Raw genomic sequence first — 18593 nt, 5'->3', positions numbered from 1 at the left:
ACGTGAACACTACTCGTCATCTTCAATCAAATCCATGCTCAGTTCTGCTGAGGTATTGACCAATCTCGCCGAGGGGCGCACGATTCCGGTCACCGAATTGAAGAGTTTTGACGAGAGGATGTGCGGTGGACGACGACCGGCCCGAGGTGCTGCTCACCGGGCTGCTCTTCTACGACCTCGTCCTCACGGGGCTCGGCAAACCGCCGACGCCCGGCGAGGAGATCTGGACCGCGGGCATGGGCTGCGGCCCCGGCGGCATCGCCAACCTCGCGGTGGCCGCGTCCCGCTTCGGATTGCGCACCTCGCTGGCCACGGTCTTCGGCGACGACTTCTACGGCGCCCACTGCCGGGAGGTCCTGGCCGGGCAGGAGGGCGTCGACCTCGCCCTGTCCCGCGTGGCGGACGGCTGGCACACCCCCGTGACCGTCGCCCTCGCGCACGGCCACGACCGGGCCCTGGTCACCCACGGCCAGGAGCCGCCGTACTCGCAGGACCAGCTGATGGGCGACCCGCCCGAGGCGCGCACGGCCCTGGTGCACCTGGAGGCCGAACCGCGCGCCTGGCTCGCCAAGGCGGCCGCGGGCGGCACGCAGATCTACGCCGACGTCGGCTGGGACCCCACCCAGCAGTGGTCCACCGACCTCCTCGACCAGCTCGCCCTGTGCCACGCCTTCCTCCCCAACGAGACCGAGGCGATGGCGTACACCCGCACCGACAGCGCGGTCGCCGCGCTCGGCACGCTCGCGGAGCTGGTGCCGGTGGCCGTGGTCACCCGGGGCGCCGAGGGCGCGCTCGCGGTCGACCAGACGACCGGGGAGTACGCCGGAGTCCCCGCCCTCGCCGTCGACGTCCTGGACGCGACGGGCGCCGGGGACGTGTTCGGCGCGAGCTTCGTCGCGGCCTCCCTGGGCGGCTGGCCGCTGGAGGAGCGGCTGCTGTTCGCCGTCCTGTCCGCCGGGCTCTCGGTGCGACACCACGGCGGGGCCCTCGCCGCGCCCGGCTGGTACGGCATCGACCGCTGGTGGCGCTCGGTGACCGACCCCGAGCTGAAGCGGACGTACGGCTTCCTCGCCGACCGCATCCCGGCGGACGTCGGCCCGGCCGTGCACTACGCGCCGGTCACCCCGCCCGTCCGGCTCTGACCCCGCCCGCCCCCGAACACGACACCACCTCACGCTTGCCCCTCGAATGGCACATCGTCTGCGAAGACGCGAACAGATCCGAAAGGCGGTGGGAGCTGTGCGGCTCTCCCGTAGAGGCCTGCTGCGAGCGAGCCTGGCCGGTTCGGCCGTCACGGCGCTCGGCGGCCTGGCGTCCGGCTGCGCCGTTCCGACCGGTTCGACCGGGCGGAACATGGTCCTGTGGTACTGGGACGGCGGCCTCGGCGACACGGTCATCAAGAACGCCAAGGCCCGATACGACACCTCCGTCGACCTCCAGGCCATCAAGATCGGCGGTTACTACCGGTCGAAGCTGATCACGACGATGGCCGGCCGCGCCCACATCCCCGACATCGCGGGCCTGAAGGGCGAGGACATGGCGTCCTATCTGCCCAACGCCGACCAGTTCGTGGACCTGCGCTCGCTCGGCGCGGACAAGTACAGGTCCCAGTACCTGCCCTGGAAGTGGGAGCAGGGCATCGCCGACGACGGCACGATGATCGGCTTCCCGATCGACTGCGGCCCGGTGGGGCACTTCTACCAGTACGCCGTCTTCCAGAAGGCGGGACTGCCCTACGAGCCCGCCGATGTGTCGAAGGAGCTCAACACCTGGGAGAAGTTCTTCGCGGCGGGCGAGCAGCTCAGACAGCGGATCCCGGGAACCTCGCTGCTCACCGACGTCACCAGCGTCTACGAGAACGTGGTGAACCAGGGCAGCAAGCGTTACGTCGACAAGGACCGCCACTTCATCGGCGACCAGGAACATGTGCGCGACGCCTGGGCGCTCGCCGTCGAGGCGAAACAGCGCAAGATCGTGTCGAACCTGGTCACCGGCACCCCGGACCAGCTGTCGGCGGTGGAGGACGGAAAGCTGCCGAGCCAGCTGGGCGCCTCCTGGGCCACCAGCGACCTCAAGAACGGCGTGCCGAAGACGAAGGGCCGGTGGCGGGTGGCCGACATGCCGGTGCGGCCCGCCAACAACGGCGGCTCGTTCCTGTCGATCACCAAGGCGTGCCGGGATCCCGAGCAGGCCTTCCAGATCATCAGCTGGATGCTCGACGCGGGCAACCAGGCGCAGGGCTTCGTCGACGCGGGCCTCTTCCCCTCCACCGCCGCCTCGTACGGCGCGGCGCAGCTGCGCGAGCCCGACCCCTTCTTCGGCGGCCAGGTCACGATGGACGTCTTCGGGCCCGCCGCGCAGAAGATCGTCGTCGCCTACAACAGCCCGTTCGACATCGCGCTCGGGCAGCCCATCAAGGACGAGATCAAGAACGTCGGCGTCCTCGGCAAGGACCCGAAGCAGGCCTGGAGTGACGCCATGAGCAAATGCCGGCGGATCGCGAAGCACCTGGGGGTGAGCTACTGATGGCCACCCTCCCCGCGCTGGAGAAGCCCCCGGCGGTCGTCACGGAGACACCTGTGACGCAGCCCCGGAAAGGTTTCCGCAAGCACTGGCACCTCTATGCCGCGATCTCCCCCTTCTACCTGCTGTTTCTCTGTTTCGGCCTGATACCCGTCGGCTTCTCGCTCTATCTCTCGTTCCACCGCTGGGACGGCCTCGGCTCGATGGAGTGGGCGGGCCTGTCGCAGTACCAGTACCTGCTGAGCGACTCCGAGTTCTGGAGCTCGATCGGGACCACGATCGTCATCTGGGCGCTGGCCACCTTCCCCATGATCTTTCTGGCGATGGTGACGGCCGTGATGCTCAACTCGGCGGTCCGTTTCAAGAACCTCTACCGCGTGGCCTACTTCCTGCCGAACGTCACCTCGGTCGTGGCGATCGCGATCATCTTCGGTTCGGTCTTCTCCACCAACTTCGGTCTCGTCAACGCGTTCCTGCAGGCCATCGGTTTCGACCAGATCGCCTGGCTGAACACCCCCTGGGGCATCAAGATCGCCATCGCGACGCTGATGACCTGGCAGTGGACCGGTTACAACGCGATCATCTTCCTCGCCGGGCTCCAGACCATCCCGGGCGAGCTGTACGAGGCGGCGCGGATGGACGGCGCGGGCCCCGTGCAGACGTTCTTCCGGATCACGCTGCCGATGATGCGTCCGGTGCTGCTGTTCGTGCTCGTCGTGTCGACGGTCACCGGTCTGCAGAGCTTCTCCGAACCCCAGGTCCTGCTGCAGAACACCTCGAACGACTCGACGTTCTCGGGCGGCCCCGGCCACGCCGGCCGGACCATGGTCCTTTACTTCTTCCAGCAGACCTTCGACAACAACGACTTCGGCTACGGCGCCGCCGTGGCGTGGGGCATCTTCCTCGTCGTCGTCCTCTTCTCGATCATCAACTGGCGTCTGGTGCAGCGCCGGGGCGAAGACTAGGGAGGCCCGCTCACCATGGCATCCATCCAAGAAACCAGGCCCCGGCGTACCAAGAGGATCGACGGGTCGCTGCGCAGAGGGCTCGCGCTGCACGCCGGCCTCGTCCTCGGCGTCCTGCTCTCGGCCTTCCCGTTCTACTGGGCCGTGATCATGTCGACGCACACGTCGTCGGAGATCTTCTCGTACCCGCCCAAGCTGCTGCCGGGCACGCACTTCCTGGAGAACGTCCGCAACCTGTTCGACAACATCGATTTCTTCGGCTCGATGTTCAACTCGCTGCTGGTCGCGGGTTCGGTGACGTTCCTGGTCCTGTTCTTCGACTCGCTGGCGGCCTTCGTCTTCGCCAAGTTCGAGTTCCCGGGCAAGCGGTTGCTGTTCGTGTTGCTCATGTTCATCTTCATGGTGCCGGCACAGCTCCAGGCGATCCCCCAGTTCGTCATCATGGCGAAGCTCGGCTGGATCGGCTCGATGACGGCGCTGATCGTGCCGGCGGCCGCCAACGCGTTCGGCATCTTCTGGATGCGCCAGTACATGACGGGCGCGATCCACGACGAACTCCTCGACGCCTCCCGCATCGACGGCGCGAACTTCCTGCGCCAGTACTGGCACGTGGCCCTCCCGGTGGTCCGGCCGGGCCTCGCGTTCCTCGGCATCTTCACCTTCATGGGCCAGTGGAACGACTACGCCTGGCCCCTGATCGCCCTCACCAACCCGGACAACGTGACCCTCCAGGTCGCCCTGTCCCAGCTCAACGGCACCCACGGCACCACGGACTACGGAATGGTCATGACCGGCGCACTGCTCGCCCTCGTCCCGCTGCTGATCGTGTTCGCGATCGGCGCCCGCCAGATGATCGGGGACCTCGCCAAGGGAGCGATCAAGTGAGCGATCACGTGACGGACCCGCTGCTGGCGCTGCGCCCGTGGGAGGCACCCGAGGTGACCTCCTGGGGGCGGCTGCCCATGAACGCCGTCGACCGGCGCACCGGAGCACACTCCCTGGACGGCGACTGGCGTTTTCGGTTGCTGTCCGCTCCGGACGCGCCGGTCGGCGGTCCCTGGTCGACGGCGACCGTGCCCGGCGTATGGACCATGCAGGGCACGGACGACCTTCCGCAGTATCTGAACATCCGGATGCCGTATGCGGAGTTTCCTCCCCTGTCGCCGCCCGTCAATCCGACCGGGGTGTACGAGCGGGAGATCGACGTCCCCGCCGAGTGGGCCGGGCGCCGGATCGTGCTCCAGGTCGGGGCCGCCGAGAGCGTGCTGCTGGTGCACGTGGACGGGCGGCCCGTCGGCGTCTCCAAGGACTCCCATCTGGCAGCCGAGTTCGACCTGTCGGACGTCGTGCGCCCCGGCGGGCGGTCCGTGCTGCGGCTGACGGTCGTCAAGTGGTCGGACGCCTCGCACATCGAGGACCAGGACCACTGGTGGCACGGCGGGATCACCCGCTCGGTGTTGCTGTACGCCACCGACCCGCTGCAGCTGGCCGATGTGACCGTGCGGGCGGGGCAGGACGGGGCGCTGCGCGTCGACTGCCGGGTACGGGACGCGGGCGGCGGGGCGCTGCCCGAGGGCTGGTACGTCAGCGGGGACCTGGACGGCCTGCCGGTGACCCAGGACGCCGCGTTCGATCTGGCCAACGCCGAGGACGAGCGTGTCTCCGACTTCCTCGGCGAGGCACGTCTGACCGCACGCGTGCCCGAGGTGCGCACCTGGACGGCCGAGACGCCCGAGCTGTACGGCCTGATCGTCCGGCTGCACCGCGCCGACGGCACGGTCGCCGACACCTCCCGGCACCGCGTCGGCTTCCGCGACGTCGAGATCGTCGGCCGGGACCTGCTGGTCAACGGCGAGCGGATCTTCGTCCGGGGCGTCAACCGGCACGACTTCCACCCGCTGACGGGGCGGACGGTGTCGTACGACGACATGCGCGCGGACCTGGTCCTGCTCAAGCGTTTCGGCTTCAACGCGATCCGCACCGCGCACTATCCCAACGACCCGACGCTGTACGACCTGGCCGACGAACTCGGTTTCTACGTCGTCGACGAGGCGGACATCGAGTCGCACGACCACGCCCACGAGATCGCCGACGACCCGCGCTATCTGAACGCCTTCGTCGACCGGGTCTCGCGCATGGTGCTGCGCGACAAGAACCATCCGTCGGTCATCATCTGGTCGCTGGGCAACGAGTCCGACTACGGCGCGAACCACGACGCGGCCGCGGGCTGGGTGCGTCGGCACGATCCGACCCGGCCACTGCAGTACGAGGGGGCCGCCAAGCGCGGCTGGGCGGATCCGGAGCTCGCCTCCGACATCGCCTGCCCGATGTACGCGCCCCTGGAGGACTGCGTCGCGCACGCGCTGTCCGGGCAGCAGACCAAGCCGCTCATCCAGTGCGAGTACTCCCACGCGATGGGCAACAGCAACGGCACGCTGGCCGACCACTGGGCTGCCATCGAGGCAACCCCGGGTCTTCAGGGCGGGTTCATCTGGGAGTTCTGGGACCACGGAATCCTTCAGTCCGTGAACGAGGACGGAAGACCGGTCGGGCGTGGGGGCGCCGGGCTCTACGACAACGGTGTCGCCGCACCCGGGTACCGCTGGGCGTACGGCGGCGACTTCGGCGAGAAGGACCACGACGGCGCGTTCATCGCCGACGGCGTCGTCTTCCCGGACCGCACGCCGAAGCCGGTGATGTACGAACACCGTGAGCTCGCCGCGCCCCTGCGGCTCCAGGGCTTCCGGCACGAGGGCCTGGTCCTCTCCAACCACCAGCACTTCCGCGGACTGGAGTGGCTCGCCGGCGAGTGGGAGCTGTCGCTCGCCCACGGCGGGACGCTCACCGCGACGGCCGAACTGCCCGACCTTCGGCCGGGCGAGACGACCGTGGTGCCGCTGCCGTTCGCGCTGCCCGAGGACGGCGGCGAGGCATGGCTGACGCTGCGGGTGACAACGGCGCAGGACCTGCCGTGGGCGCCGCGCGGCACGCAGGTGTGCGCACCACAGGTGCAGCTCCGAGCCGCCGCGCCCGCCGAGGAACCGGTGGGATCCGGTCGGGTCGAGATCGACGCCGACGGACTCCTCGTCCACCCTCTGCTGACCGCCGCGCCCACGCTGTCGCTGTGGCGGGCGCCCACCGACAACGACGAGCTGGGCGGGATGGCGCTGCGCTGGCGGACCTGGGGCCTGGACTCCCTCGTGCGCAAGCTGCTCTCGGTCCACCAGGAGGGCGACGGGGTGACCGTGCTCTCCGAGTACGCCGGCACCACCGGCGTCGTCCGGCACCGGCAGGTGTTCACGCCGGTGGAGGGCGGGGTGCGGATCGACGAACAGGCCGAGCTGCCCGAGGAGTTCGACGATGTCGCGCGGGTCGGCTCGGTCTTCGAGACGGTCGCGGGGCTGGACCTGCTGGAGTGGTTCGGGCAGGGCCCCTGGGAGTCGTACCCGGACCGCAGCGGTGGCGCGCCGGTGGGCCATCACTCGGTTCCCGTCGACGAGTTGTTCACGCCCTACCTGCGTCCTCAGGAGAGCGGGGGCCGGCACGGGGTACGGCGCTTCACGCTCTCGGCGCCGGACGCCACCGGCCTCGCCGTCACGCTGGACGAGCCGCGCCAGGTGTCCGTCACGCGGTACCGCGCCGAGGACCTGACCGCCGTCTCCCACCATGACGAACTCCTCCCGCGCGCCGGCTGCGTGGTGCACCTCGACGCGGCGCACCGCGGCCTCGGCACGGCATCGTGCGGGCCCGACACGTTCCCCTCCTACCTCGTCGCACCGGGCGTCCACCGCTGGAGCTGGACCCTGCGCGTTCTCTGAACTCCCTCTCCCAGCAACGGACTTCCCTACGGAGCACACATGTGTACTTCGCATGCCCACGATTGCGGCGAGGCCGCGCAGGCCGGCGCCGGAAGACGCGGGTTCCTCCGCGCCACCGCGCTGCTCGGCGCCGCCACGGCCGGCATCGCCCTGCCGGCCACCGCCGAGGCCGCCTCCGTCGAGGCGGCCTCCGCCAAGAGCTGGCGTCCCGACCCCGACAGCCGCCGCTTCACGCTCGCCGTCATGCCCGACACGCAGTACCTCTTCGACGGCCCGAGCATCGACAAGGCGCCGGTCGAGGCGTCGCTGCGCTATCTGCTGGAGCACGGCAAGGACGAGAACATCGTGTTCCTGTCCCACCTGGGCGACCTCACCCAGAACGGGACGAAGGACGAAGTCACCGCGATCAGCGAGGCGTTCGGGCTGCTCGACCGGCGCGGGGTCGGCTACAGCGTGCTGGCCGGCAACCACGACGTGAAGTCGTCGACGACCGACCAGCGCGGCGCGACCCCGTACCTGGACGCCTTCGGTCCCCAGCGCTTCCGGGGGAAGTCCACGTTCGGCGGGGCCTCCCCCGACGGCTACAACTCCTACCACCTGTTCCGGGCGGCCGGCCGGGAGTGGATGGTGCTGGCGCTGGACTGGCGGCTGTCGGACCAGGGCTACGCCTGGGCCGCCGGCGTCCTCGCCGAGCACCCGAAGACTCCGGTCGTCCTGACCACGCACGAGCTGGTCGTCGAGGACGACTCCCTCTCGGCGTACGGACAGCAGTTGTGGGACCGGCTGATCGAGGACCACGACCAGATCTTCCTCACCCTCAACGGGCACTACTGGCCGGCCGGCCGGGCCACGCGCAAGAACGCGGCGGGACATGACGTCCACCTACATCTGACGAACTATCAGAATCGTTACTTCGGCGGTGCGGCGATGATCCGCCTCTACCGCTTCGACCTCGACCGGGGCGTCATCGACGTGGAGACCGTCTCCCCGTGGATCCTGGGCCGGGCCGCGAAGGGGCTCAACGAACTGGAGCGGCAGGAGATCGAACTGAGCGGCGACGCCGACCGGTTCTCCGTCGACATCGACTTCACCGAGCGCTTCTCCGGCTTCGCCCCGGTGCCGGCGCGGGCCGCACGTCCCGCCTCCAAGGTCGTCATCCCGGGCACGGTCGCCTACTGGCGTTTCGACGGGCACGCCGACGCCACGACCGTGTCCGGCACCGTCCGTGACCTGTCCGGGCGCGGCAACGACCTCACCGTCGTCCCGGTCGCCGGCGGCGCCCTCGGCTGGTCCTCCGACCACCATCCCGACCAACCCGGGCACGGCAGCCTGGAGTTCCAGGGTTTCAAGTCCCCGCTGAAGGGGGCGTACCTGCGCACGGTCGACGGTGCGCCGCTCAACTCGGCCACGTTCAAGGCCGGTTACACCATCGAGGCGTTCTACCGCCTTCCGGCGGACTGGGACCCCTCGCACCACGCATGGTCGGGACTGGTCAGCCGGACGGGAACGGGCGGCGCCGCGGGCAAGACCGGCGACGACCCGGACGAGCCGCTCGCCACCCTCTCCCTCTCCAACGACCGGGAGCCGCAGTGGGCGATGCGCCCGCTGAACCAGGAGGGCATCGCCACCAACTGGGGGCAGGAGACGCCGCTGGAGACCTGGTGGCACCTCGCGGTCGTCAACGACGGCCGGCACACCACGCTGTATGTCGAGGGCTGCCCGGTCGTGCGCAACCCGAAGGCGGCGTCCGTCGGCATCACCTCCGTCGGGCTGCCGTGGCTGCTCGGCGGCTACGAGTACGGCGGCGCGATCGACCAGATCCTGCACGGCCGTCTCGGCGACGTCCGCATCGTCGAGAGGGCGCTGCCCGTGACGTCCTTCATGAACCACTGACGCCCTCGAAGAGGACACCGAAGAATCATGACCGAGCAGCAACTGCCCGTCTGGGCGGACCCTTCCGTCTCCCCCGCCGTTCTCGACGCCCAAGGCGTGTCGAGACGTCAACTCCTGCGCCGTGCCGGTCTGTTCGGGGCCGCTTTCGCCCTCGGCGGGGTGGCTGCCCCGGCCGTCGCCGCCACCGGCCACGGCTACGGCGGCGAGGACCCGCACCTCGCCTACCTCGTCGGCGACCACCATGTGCACTCCGTGTACAGCCACGACGCGAAGTACACCTTCTCCCAGCAGGCGCGGGCCGCCGCCCGGTACGGGCTCGACTGGATGGTGTTCAACGAGCACTCCAACTTCGGGCACGCCCACTACGGCGCCGCCCTGGAGCACCAGGAGATCCTCAAGGCCCGCGCCGACAACCCGCGCCAGCTGATCTTCCAGGGCCTGGAGTGGTACATCCCGGCCGCCGAGCACTGCACGGTGTTCGCCGCGCCCGGCCCGCACGAGGTCGACCTGCTCACGCAGTTCGAGCTCGCCTACGACGGCAAGCTGCTCGGCTACACCGAGGGATCCGCCGGCGCGGCCGACACCGCCCGCAACGAGGCGCACGCCGTCAAGGCGATCAAGTGGCTGGCACAGCAGCGCCGTTCGGGCTACGTCGACGACGTCCTCGTCCTCGCCAACCACCCGCTGCGCCTCGGCATCGACTCCCCGCACGAGATGCGCGCCTGGCGCGACGCGGCCCCCGAGATCATGATCGGCATGGAGGGCGCGCCCGGCGCCCAGGGCGCGGCCCTCCCCGGCTGGCGCGGGGCCACGTCCATCCGCGGCGAGTACGAGAACAAGCCGTCCGCGCAGTCCTGGGCGGGCTACCCGGCGGACGCCTACCTCACGTACGGCGGCTTCGACTGGGCGACGGCGACCGTCGGCGGCCTGTGGGACTCGATGCTGGCCGAGGGCCGGCTGTTCTCGATCACCACCAACTCCGACAACCACCGCACCGTCTTCGACACCTGGAAGAACGGCGACTGGCCGGCCGGGCAGAACTTCGACAACACCGGCAGGCTGCCCGACCCGGTGAACACCGTCACCCCGCAGCCGGGCAGCGACTTCTGGCCGGGCCAGTTCAGCCGCACCCATGTGGGCGTCACCCGGTACGGCTACCGGGCGGTGATGACGGGGCTGCGCGAGGGCCGCGTCTGGCTGGACCACGGGCATCTGCTCGACGGGCTCGAGGTCCGGCTGCGCCGGGAGCACAGCAGCGGCCGGGGCGTCACGCTCGGCGGCCGGCTGCGGGTGCGCGGCGGCGAGAAGCTCACCCTCAACATCACCGTCACCACCGCCTCCCGGCCCAACCCCCAGGGAATCCTGCCGGAGTTGGCGCACGTGGACGTCATCCGGGGCGCGGTGCGCGGCGCGGTGTCCGACCGGGACGCGTGGCAGGCGCCCGACACGAAGGTCGCCCACACGACGGAGGTGAGCGGCCGCAAGGGCACGTACACCCTGCGCGTCCCGCTCACCGTGGGCGAGGAGTCCTTCTACGTCCGCCTGCGCGGCAGCGACGGCAACCGGAACGCAGCCGGTTACCTGGGCGCTTCCGTGGACCCCCACGGCCCTATCCCCCACGAGCCCGGCAACGGCGACCCGTGGGCCGACACCTGGTTCTACTCCAACCCGATCTTCGTCGACGTCGTCAGCTGAAGGTCTTTCAGGGGCGCGGGGAACTGCGCGACCGGCCACAACCGGTCCGCAGTCTCCCCACGGCACAAGCCCCTACGGCGCTGAACGGCTGAAGCGACGCAGCCTCACGCGTAGAACCGCGACAGACTCTGCAGCACCGCCGCGGGCTTCGCGCCCCCCTCGATCTCGATCGCCCCGTCGACGGTGATCTGCACCCCGCCGGGCACGTCCTCGACCTCGGTCAGCTTGCCGACCAGCCGAATCCGCGAGCCGACCTTCACCGGCGAGGGGAAACGGACCTTGTTCAGCCCGTAGTTGACCTTCGTCGTGACGCCCTCGACGTCGAGCAGCTCGGTGAAGAGCGGGATGAACAGGGAGAGGGTCAGGTAACCGTGGGCGATCGGCGCGCCGAAGGGGCCTTCCTTGGCCCGCTCGGGGTCGACGTGGATCCACTGGTGGTCCCCGGTCGCGTCGGCGAACGTGTCGATGCGCTCCTGGGTGACCTCGATCCACTCGCTGGTGCCCAGGTCGCTGCCGGCCAGCTTCTTCAGCTCGTCGATGCCGGTGACGGTGATGCTCATATGCCGTTCCTCACAGGGGAGTTGGTCAGGATTTGGAGCCGTACCGGGAACGCACCCGGGACTTCAGGAGCTTTCCGGAGGCGGTGCGCGGAAGTTCGTCCGCCACCACCGCCGACTTGGGGATCTTGTACTTGGCGAGGCGGCCCGCCAGAGACGCGAGCACCTCGTCGGGATCGAGCGAAGCGCCCTCGCGGGGCACGACGACCGCACGCGGCACCTCGCCCCACTTGTCGTCGGACACGCCGATGACCGCGCACTCGACGATGTCGGGGTGGGCGAGGAGCAGGTCCTCGATCTCGGCGGGGTAGATGTTCTCCCCACCCGAGATGATCATGTCCTTGATGCGGTCGACGATGTGCACATAACCGTCCTCGTCGACCCGGGCCGCGTCCCCGCTGCGGAACCAGCCGTCGGCGAAGGAGGCGGCCGTCTCCTCGGGCAGTCCCCAGTAGCCGGGCATGACGTGCGGCCCGCGCACGACGACCTCGCCGGTCTCGCCGACCTCGACCGGGGCGAGGTCGGGGCGCAGGACGCGTACGTCGCTGAAGAAGTGCGGCACGCCGGCCGAGCCCGCCTTGCTGATCGAGTGCTCGGCGTCCAGGAACAGGGTGCCGGGCGAGGCCTCGGTCATGCCGTAGCCCTGGAGGAAGGTCAGTCCGCGTTCCTGGTAGGCGGCGATCAGCGGCGTCGACACCGGGGAGCCGCCGCAGGTCAGGATCCGCAGCGACGACAGGTCCGCGTCCGCCCAGCGGGGATGCCGGGCCACCTGCTCGAACATCGTCGGCACCCCGAACATGAAGGTGATCCGGTGCCGTGCGATCAGGTCGAACGTGGCGTCCGGGTCGAAGGCCTCGACCAGGACGCAGCAGCCGCCCTTGAGGAGCACCGGCAGGGTCAGCATGTTCAGGCCGGCCGTGTGGAACAACGGCGCGGAGACCAGGGCGCGTTCGTCGGCGATCAGGTCGGTGTCGACGAGGACGTTGATCGCGTTCCAGGTGAGGTTGCCGTGCGTGAGCATGGCGCCCTTGGGGCGGCCGGTCGTGCCCGAGGTGTACATGATGATGCAGGTGTCGTCGGGGGTGACCGGCGTGTCGATCGGTTCGTCGGAGGCGGCGGCGAGCGCCTCCTCGTATTCGGCGCCTACCTCGACGTAGGCCCGGACGTCCGTGCTCCCGGGCAGTCCGGCGACCAGGCCGGCGTGCGTGGGGCCGTAGACGAGGGCCTTGGCGCCGGAGTCGGCGAGCTGGTAGGCGATCTCGGGGCCGGCGAGGCGGGTGTTCAGGGGGACGAACACCGCGCCGAGGGTGCCGGCGGCGAACAGTGTCTCCAGGTAGGAGGGGTGGTTCGGGCCGAGGTAGGCGATGCGGTCGCCGCGCCGCACGCCCCGGGCGCGCAGGGCGTGGGCCAGGCGCGTGGTGCGTGCATACAGCGTGCGGTAGTCCGTCGACTCGTCACCGTGGACCAGGGCGGTGCGGTGCGGGGTCTTGCGGGCCCGGCGTGCGGGCCATGACCCCAGTCCCTCGTTGCGCATCTTCCACGCCCCTTACGGTGCGGTCAGCCCGAGGAGCCGGGCGGCGTTCTCCTTGAGGATCTTCGGCTTCACCTCGTCCTTGATCGTCAGCTTGTCGAAGTCGGCGAGCCAGCGGTCGGGGGTGAGGACGGGGAAGTCGGAGCCGAAGAGGACCTTGTCCTTCAGCAGCGTGTTGGCGTACTGCACGAGCTGCGGCGGGAAGTACTTCGGCGACCAGCCGGACAGGTCGATGTGCACGCCCGGCTTGTGGGTGGCGACGGCCAGGGCCTCGTCCTGCCAGGGGAAGGACGGATGCGCCAGGATGATCTTGAGGTGGGGGAAGTCGGCGGCGACGTCGTCCACGTGCAGCGGGTTGGAGTACTTCAGCCGGATCCCGCCGCCGCCCGGGACGCCCGCTCCGATGCCGGTCTGGCCGGTGTGGAACAGGGCGATGGTCCCCGTCTCCTCGATGACCTCGTAGAGGTCGTACGCGACCGAGCGGTCGTTGGGGAAGAAGCCCTGGATGCTGGGGTGGAACTTGAAGCCCTTCACCCCGTACTCCTCGACCAGGCGGCGGGCCTGCCGCACACCCGCCTTGCCGCGGAAGGGGTCGATGGAGGCGAACGGGATGAGGACGTCGGCGTTGGCGGCGGCGGCCTCGGCGACCTCCTCGTTCGGGACGGGGGCGGTGCCGGTCGCGGACTCGGCGTCCACCGTGAAGATCACGGCGGCCATCTTCCGCTCCCGGTAGTAGCGGGCCGTCTCCTCCAAAGTCGGCTTCCGCTTGCCCTCGACCTTGAAGTAGGCGGAGGAGGCGTCGTGCAGGTCGTCGTCGAGCGAGGAGTGGCCCTTGGAGGACACCTCCGCGTGGGTGTGGACGTCGATCGCGACGAGTTCCTCGACGTCGATGGTCGCCATGGTCAGGCCTCCGGGAACTTCGGGGCGGGGATGCCGACGCTCTGGAGCTCGGCGCCCACCGAGGTGGGGAAGGCGTCGGCCAGGGTCTCGGGGGTCCAGCCGCCGTCGGCGTAGGCCGCGCGGATCTCCTGCGGATGCGACCAGAGTGCCACCTTGTCGCCGCCGATGCCGATGGCCTGGCCGGTGACGGTCCGGGCGGCCTCGGAGGCCAGGAAGGGCACGAGGGCCGCGCAGTCCTCGGGAGTGCCGAAGCCCTCGCCCTTGCGCAGGAAGTCCGGCAGCGGCTCGCCGTTCTTCAGCGCCTCGACGTAGGGAGCGAAGGCGGGGATGGTCTCGGTCATCGCGGTGGCGGCGACCGGCACGATCGCGTTGACGGTGATGTTCGCGCGGCCCAGCTCCATGGACCAGGTGCGGGCGAACGCGGCGATGCCGGCCTTGGCGGCGGCGTAGTTCGTCTGGCCGAAGTTGCCGCGCTGGCCGGCCGGGGAGCCGACGAGGATCAGCGTGCCGCCCTCGCCCTGCTCGCGCATCCGCACGGCGGCGGCGCGGGCGCAGGTGAAGGTGCCCTTGAGGTGGGTGGCGATCACCGCGTCGAAGTCGTCGTCGGTCATCTTCCACAGCACCTTGTCGCGCAGGATGCCCGCGTTGGTGACCAGGATGTCGAGCCGCCCGAACTCCGCCACGGCCCGGTTCACCAGCCGCTCGGCGGCCTCGGTCGTGCCGACCGGCACCACCTCGGCGACGGCCGTGCCGCCGGCCTCGGTGATGGACTTCACGGCCTGCTCGGCGACCGCCTCGTCGACGTCGTTGACGACCACGGCGGCGCCGTGGGCGGCGAGCGCGTGCGCGTAGGCGAGGCCGAGGCCCCGGCCGCTGCCGGTGACGACGGCGACCTTGCCGGTGAGATCGATGCTGGGCACGACGGTGTCCCTTCACATGGGTGCACATGCGTGCACATGGGTTCGCGCGGCTTCGCGCGGGTTCGCGTGGGGTGCGGCTTCGCGTCGCAGGGAGCGCGACTTCGAGATTGAAGCTAAGAGCAATAATTGTTGTCGTCAATAGTTGTTGTCGACCTATGGGGTGCGTCATGCTGGAATCAGTACGACGCACCACCCCCGGAACACGACGCACCGCCCCCCGAAAGGGGACCGAGCCCAGGGAGCCCGCCATCGCCCGCCAGGACAACGCAGTGAACGCCGCGCCGATCGACGCGGACGAGCCATGGATGCGCGAGCTGCACGCGGACACCGGCTACCTGCTCTACCGCCTGGGGCTGCGCTCGGGTCAGTTGTTCAACACGTTCCTCCAGGAGTCGGGGCTGCGCCTGCGCCACTACGCGGTGCTGCGCTTCCTCGCCACCTCCGAGGGCGCCCTCCAGCGTGAGCTGAGCACCCGGCTCGGCTACGACCCCAGCGCGATCGTCGGGCTGGTCGACGACCTGGAGAAGCTGGGCTTCGCCGAGCGCCGCCCGGCCCCGGACGACCGCCGCAGCCGGATCGTCGTCCTCACCGAGGACGGCCGCGCCTTCCTGCGCGGCACCGACGAGGCGGGCCTGCGAGTGACGAACGAACTGCTGGACCCCCTCGACCCCGCCGACCGCGCCTCCCTGCACACGCTGCTGATGCGGATCGCCGGGGACGGACTCGCCTGACGCAGTGAGGAGTTGCTGATGGACCGGGACGCCCTCGCCGTGACCTCCCGTTCCGCGCCGGACCGGCTGCTGGCCGTGCTCGCCGCCTTCGACCACACGCATGCCGCGTTGTCGCTGACCGACATCAGCCGCCGCGCCGGGCTGACCCTCAGCACCGCGCACCGACTGGTGGGCGCGCTGACGGAGTGGGGCGCCCTGGAACGGGACGCGTCCGGCGTCTACCACGTGGGGCTGCGGCTGTGGGAGATAGCGGCGCTGGCGCCGCGCGGCCTGGCGCTGCGCCAGGTCGCGCTGCCCTATCTGGAGGACCTGTACGAAGCCACCCACGAAAACGTGCAGTTGGCGGTGCGGGACGGGTCCGAGGTCGTCTACACCGAGTGGCTGTCGGGGCGTTCGGCGGTCGGTGTGCACATCCGGGTGGGCGCCCGCTGGCCGCTGCACGTCACCGGGGTCGGGCTCGCACTGCTCGCGCACGGTGAGGCGGAGCTCCAAGAGAGCTACTGCGCCCGGCCGTTGGCGTCCTACACGGATCACACCATCACCGATCCTGGGCAGTTGCGCCGGGTGCTGGCCGAAGTACGGCGTACGGGTGTGGCGGTGAGCAGCCGTCAGGTCACCGAGGACGCCCTTTCGGTGGCCGCTCCGGTGCGTGGTCCGGGCGGTGCGGTGGTGGCCGCCGTGTCGGTCGTCGTGCCCTACGCCGACGCGGCCGTCCCGGTGCTGGCGCCCGCGGTGCGGCTCGCGGCGCGCGGGATCTCGCGGGCCCTGGGCTGGCAGCCGGAGGGCCGGCCCGAGTGAGCCGGCCGCCGGGACTGGCGGCCACGGGATTCCTTGGCGAGAATGCCCACCCATGATCGAGATCGGTTCACCGGGCCCGGAGGATCGCGCCGCCTGGGAAGTGCTGGCGCGCGGCTACAAGGCGTTCTACCGCACGGACGTGCCCGACGAAGGCTACGAGGAGATGTGGCGACGCCTGCGCGACGGCGGCGAGGTGCACGCCGTCGGCGCCCGGCTGGACGGGGAGCTGGTGGGCATCGCGCACTACCTGTTCCACGCCACGGCCTGGACGGCGGACAGCTGCTATCTCCAGGACCTCTACGTCGACGAGGCGGCGCGCGGCCGGGGCGTGGCCCGGGCGCTGATCGAGCGGGTCGCCGAGGCGGCGCGCGAGCGGGGCGCCGTCCGTCTGTACTGGAGCACCCAGGAAAACAACACCACCGCCCGTGCCCTCTACGACAAGGTGGCGGGCTTCAACGGGTTCATCCGCTACGACTACCCGCTCACGTGACGTTCGCCCACCAGGATGCAGGCGCAAAGGTGGCCTCGCCCTCGCGCTGTAAGAGCTCGTCCAGGGGGGTTTGGGTGCTTCAAGGGGTGAACTTCCCTGCGGTTAAAGGACTTTCCTTGTTTTAAGTCTTGACGGCCTTCGGGACGGAGAGCACATTGGGCCCACTTTGAGAGCGCTCTCAGAGTGTTCTCGACGTGCTCTCGACGTGCTCTCGAAGTCACCCGCGCACCTCCCCCCGTACCCGAGAGGCACCCCCATGAGTGCAACCTCCGGCATACCCAGACGGCGACGCGCGCTCGTCGCCGTGCTCAGCACGCTCGGGCTGGCGGCCGCAGCGGCGGCGGCCGTCACCCTGCCCGCGAACGCCTCCGCGCCCACGCCCCCGTCCGGCTGGACGCAGGTCTTCCTCGACGACTTCACCGGCGCCGCGGGCACCGGCGTCAACAGCTCCAACTGGCAGTACAGCACCGGGACTTCGTATCCGGGCGGGCCGGCCAACTGGGGCACCGGCGAGGTGGAGACGATGACCAACAGCACCAACAACGTCTCACTCGACGGCAACGGCAACCTGCGCATCACCCCGCTGCGCGACTCGGCCGGCAACTGGACCTCGGGCCGCATCGAGACCAAGCGCACCGACTTCCAGCCGCCGTCCGGCGGCAAGCTGCGGGTCGAGGCCCGGCTGCAGATGCCCAATGTGACCGGCACCGCCGCCGAGGGCTACTGGCCCGCGTTCTGGACGCTGGGCGCTCCGTACCGGGGCAACTACCAGAACTGGCCGGGCGTCGGCGAGCTGGACATCATGGAGAACGTCCAGGGCCTGAACAAGGTGTGGGCGACGATGCACTGCGGCACCAACCCGGGCGGCCCGTGCAACGAGACCACCGGCATCGGCAACTCCGTCGCCTGTCCGAACACGACCTGTCAGTCCGGCTTCCACACCTACGCGATGGAGTGGGACCGCTCGGTGACTCCGGAGGCGATCCGCTTCTACGTCGACGGCGTCAACTACCACACGGTCACCGCGAACCAGGTCGACGCGACGACCTGGACGAACGCCACCAACCACGGCTACTTCGTCATCCTGAACGTCGCGATGGGCGGCGCGTTCCCGGACGCCTTCGGCGGCGGCCTGGACGCCGCCACCGAGCCGGGGCACCCGATGGTGGTGGACTACGTGCAGGTGCTCCAGGCCGCCGGCAGCGGCGGCGGCACCACCCCGCCGCCGTCCGGCAGCCGGGACGCCTACGGCACGATCCAGGCCGAGTCCTACGACAGCCAGTCGGGCACGGCCACCGAGGCCACGACCGACACCGGCGGCGGCCAGGACATCGGCTCCCTCGCGAACGGCGACTGGGCACTGTTCAAGGCCGTCAACTTCGGTTCCAAGGCGGCGACCCAGTTCAACGCGCGGGTCGCGAGCGGTGCGGCCGGCGGGGTGAGCGGACTGGTCGAGGTGCGCCTCGACAGCCGTACGGCACCGCCCATCGGCAGCTTCTCGGTGGCCAACACCGGTGGCTGGCAGTCCTGGCGGACGGTCCCCGCGAACATCAGCTCCGTCACGGGCACCCACGACGTCTATCTGACCTTCACCAGCGGCCAGCCGGCGGACTTCGTGAACGTCAACTGGTTCACCTTCGGGCACTGAGCAACTCCCCGGCGACGCCGGACGGTTGACCTTCACGCATACGTCAGCCCTCTGGCGTCGCCGCCATGCAGAACCCCACCATGGCCTGGCCGGCGTCGGGGAGACCCGGGGTTCCCGGCCGGGC

At 70.1% G+C, this 18593-nt stretch carries 15 protein-coding genes; 11 read left to right on the top strand and 4 right to left on the bottom strand.

Features of this window, described 5'->3' with window-relative positions:
* The first annotated feature begins 125 nt into the window (after nucleotides 1-125).
* From ACZ5SK_RS22410 to ACZ5SK_RS22380, 7 genes are all read left to right on the top strand, one after another.
* The gene (locus ACZ5SK_RS22410; protein WP_334575380.1) at nucleotides 126-1142 is read left to right on the top strand and encodes a carbohydrate kinase family protein; all 1017 of its coding nucleotides are present in this window, start codon (nucleotides 126-128) and stop codon (nucleotides 1140-1142) included.
* A gap of 97 nt (nucleotides 1143-1239) precedes the next feature.
* Nucleotides 1240-2526: an ABC transporter substrate-binding protein gene (locus tag ACZ5SK_RS22405; RefSeq protein WP_468576561.1), complete on the top strand. Its 1287-nt coding sequence runs from the start codon at nucleotides 1240-1242 to the stop codon at nucleotides 2524-2526.
* Complete coding sequence (locus ACZ5SK_RS22400; RefSeq protein ID WP_334575381.1) at nucleotides 2526-3488, top strand: carbohydrate ABC transporter permease; 963 nt, start codon at nucleotides 2526-2528, stop codon at nucleotides 3486-3488. The genes ACZ5SK_RS22405 and ACZ5SK_RS22400 overlap by 1 nt, the downstream gene beginning before the upstream one ends.
* A 15-nt stretch (nucleotides 3489-3503) precedes the next feature.
* The gene (locus ACZ5SK_RS22395) at nucleotides 3504-4373 is read left to right on the top strand and encodes a carbohydrate ABC transporter permease (protein ID WP_334575382.1); all 870 of its coding nucleotides are present in this window, start codon (nucleotides 3504-3506) and stop codon (nucleotides 4371-4373) included.
* An 8-nt stretch (nucleotides 4374-4381) separates the two neighbouring features.
* The gene (locus ACZ5SK_RS22390; RefSeq protein ID WP_334581086.1) at nucleotides 4382-7306 is read left to right on the top strand and encodes a glycoside hydrolase family 2 TIM barrel-domain containing protein; all 2925 of its coding nucleotides are present in this window, start codon (nucleotides 4382-4384) and stop codon (nucleotides 7304-7306) included.
* Nucleotides 7307-7345: 39 nt separating this feature from the next.
* Nucleotides 7346-9199 (top strand): LamG-like jellyroll fold domain-containing protein, encoded by a 1854-nt coding sequence (locus ACZ5SK_RS22385; protein ID WP_334575384.1) that lies wholly within the window; start codon nucleotides 7346-7348, stop codon nucleotides 9197-9199.
* A gap of 27 nt (nucleotides 9200-9226) precedes the next feature.
* Complete coding sequence (locus ACZ5SK_RS22380) at nucleotides 9227-10894, top strand: histidinol-phosphatase (protein WP_468415962.1); 1668 nt, start codon at nucleotides 9227-9229, stop codon at nucleotides 10892-10894.
* A 104-nt stretch (nucleotides 10895-10998) separates the two neighbouring features.
* Here ACZ5SK_RS22380 and ACZ5SK_RS22375 read toward each other — a convergent pair whose 3' ends face one another.
* Genes ACZ5SK_RS22375 through ACZ5SK_RS22360 form a run of 4 tightly spaced genes read right to left on the bottom strand, consistent with a single transcriptional unit; the run spans nucleotide 10999 to nucleotide 14802 of the window.
* Complete coding sequence (locus ACZ5SK_RS22375) at nucleotides 10999-11454, bottom strand: MaoC family dehydratase (protein WP_334575386.1); 456 nt, start codon at nucleotides 11452-11454, stop codon at nucleotides 10999-11001.
* Nucleotides 11455-11479: 25 nt separating this feature from the next.
* A complete protein-coding gene (locus tag ACZ5SK_RS22370; RefSeq protein ID WP_334575387.1) occupies nucleotides 11480-12985 on the bottom strand; it encodes an acyl-CoA synthetase in 1506 nt (501 codons plus the stop codon).
* Nucleotides 12986-12997: 12 nt separating this feature from the next.
* On the bottom strand, nucleotides 12998-13873 hold the full coding sequence (locus ACZ5SK_RS22365; protein WP_334581088.1) for an amidohydrolase family protein: 876 nt from the start codon (nucleotides 13871-13873) through the stop codon (nucleotides 12998-13000).
* 11 nt (nucleotides 13874-13884) lie between these two features.
* Nucleotides 13885-14802, bottom strand: coding sequence for an SDR family oxidoreductase (locus tag ACZ5SK_RS22360; protein WP_334575389.1), 918 nt, complete (start codon nucleotides 14800-14802; stop codon nucleotides 13885-13887).
* A 167-nt stretch (nucleotides 14803-14969) separates the two neighbouring features.
* Between ACZ5SK_RS22360 and ACZ5SK_RS22355 the strand changes: the two genes are divergently transcribed.
* From ACZ5SK_RS22355 to ACZ5SK_RS22340, 4 genes are all read left to right on the top strand, one after another.
* Nucleotides 14970-15533, top strand: coding sequence for a MarR family winged helix-turn-helix transcriptional regulator (locus ACZ5SK_RS22355; protein ID WP_443041196.1), 564 nt, complete (start codon nucleotides 14970-14972; stop codon nucleotides 15531-15533).
* Between the two features lie 18 nt (nucleotides 15534-15551).
* A complete protein-coding gene (locus ACZ5SK_RS22350; RefSeq protein WP_334575390.1) occupies nucleotides 15552-16331 on the top strand; it encodes an IclR family transcriptional regulator in 780 nt (259 codons plus the stop codon).
* 52 nt (nucleotides 16332-16383) lie between these two features.
* Nucleotides 16384-16821, top strand: coding sequence for a GNAT family N-acetyltransferase (locus ACZ5SK_RS22345; protein WP_468415958.1), 438 nt, complete (start codon nucleotides 16384-16386; stop codon nucleotides 16819-16821).
* A gap of 256 nt (nucleotides 16822-17077) precedes the next feature.
* Entirely contained in the window at nucleotides 17078-18469 is a 1392-nt protein-coding gene (locus tag ACZ5SK_RS22340; protein WP_334575392.1) for a glycoside hydrolase family 16 protein, read from the top strand.
* Nucleotides 18470-18593: the final 124 nt, after the last annotated feature.

Source organism: Streptomyces sp. NPDC031474 (assembly GCF_055581185.1).
Note: the sequence above shows the minus strand (reverse complement) of the source record. Positions and strands in the feature narration are given on the sequence as shown.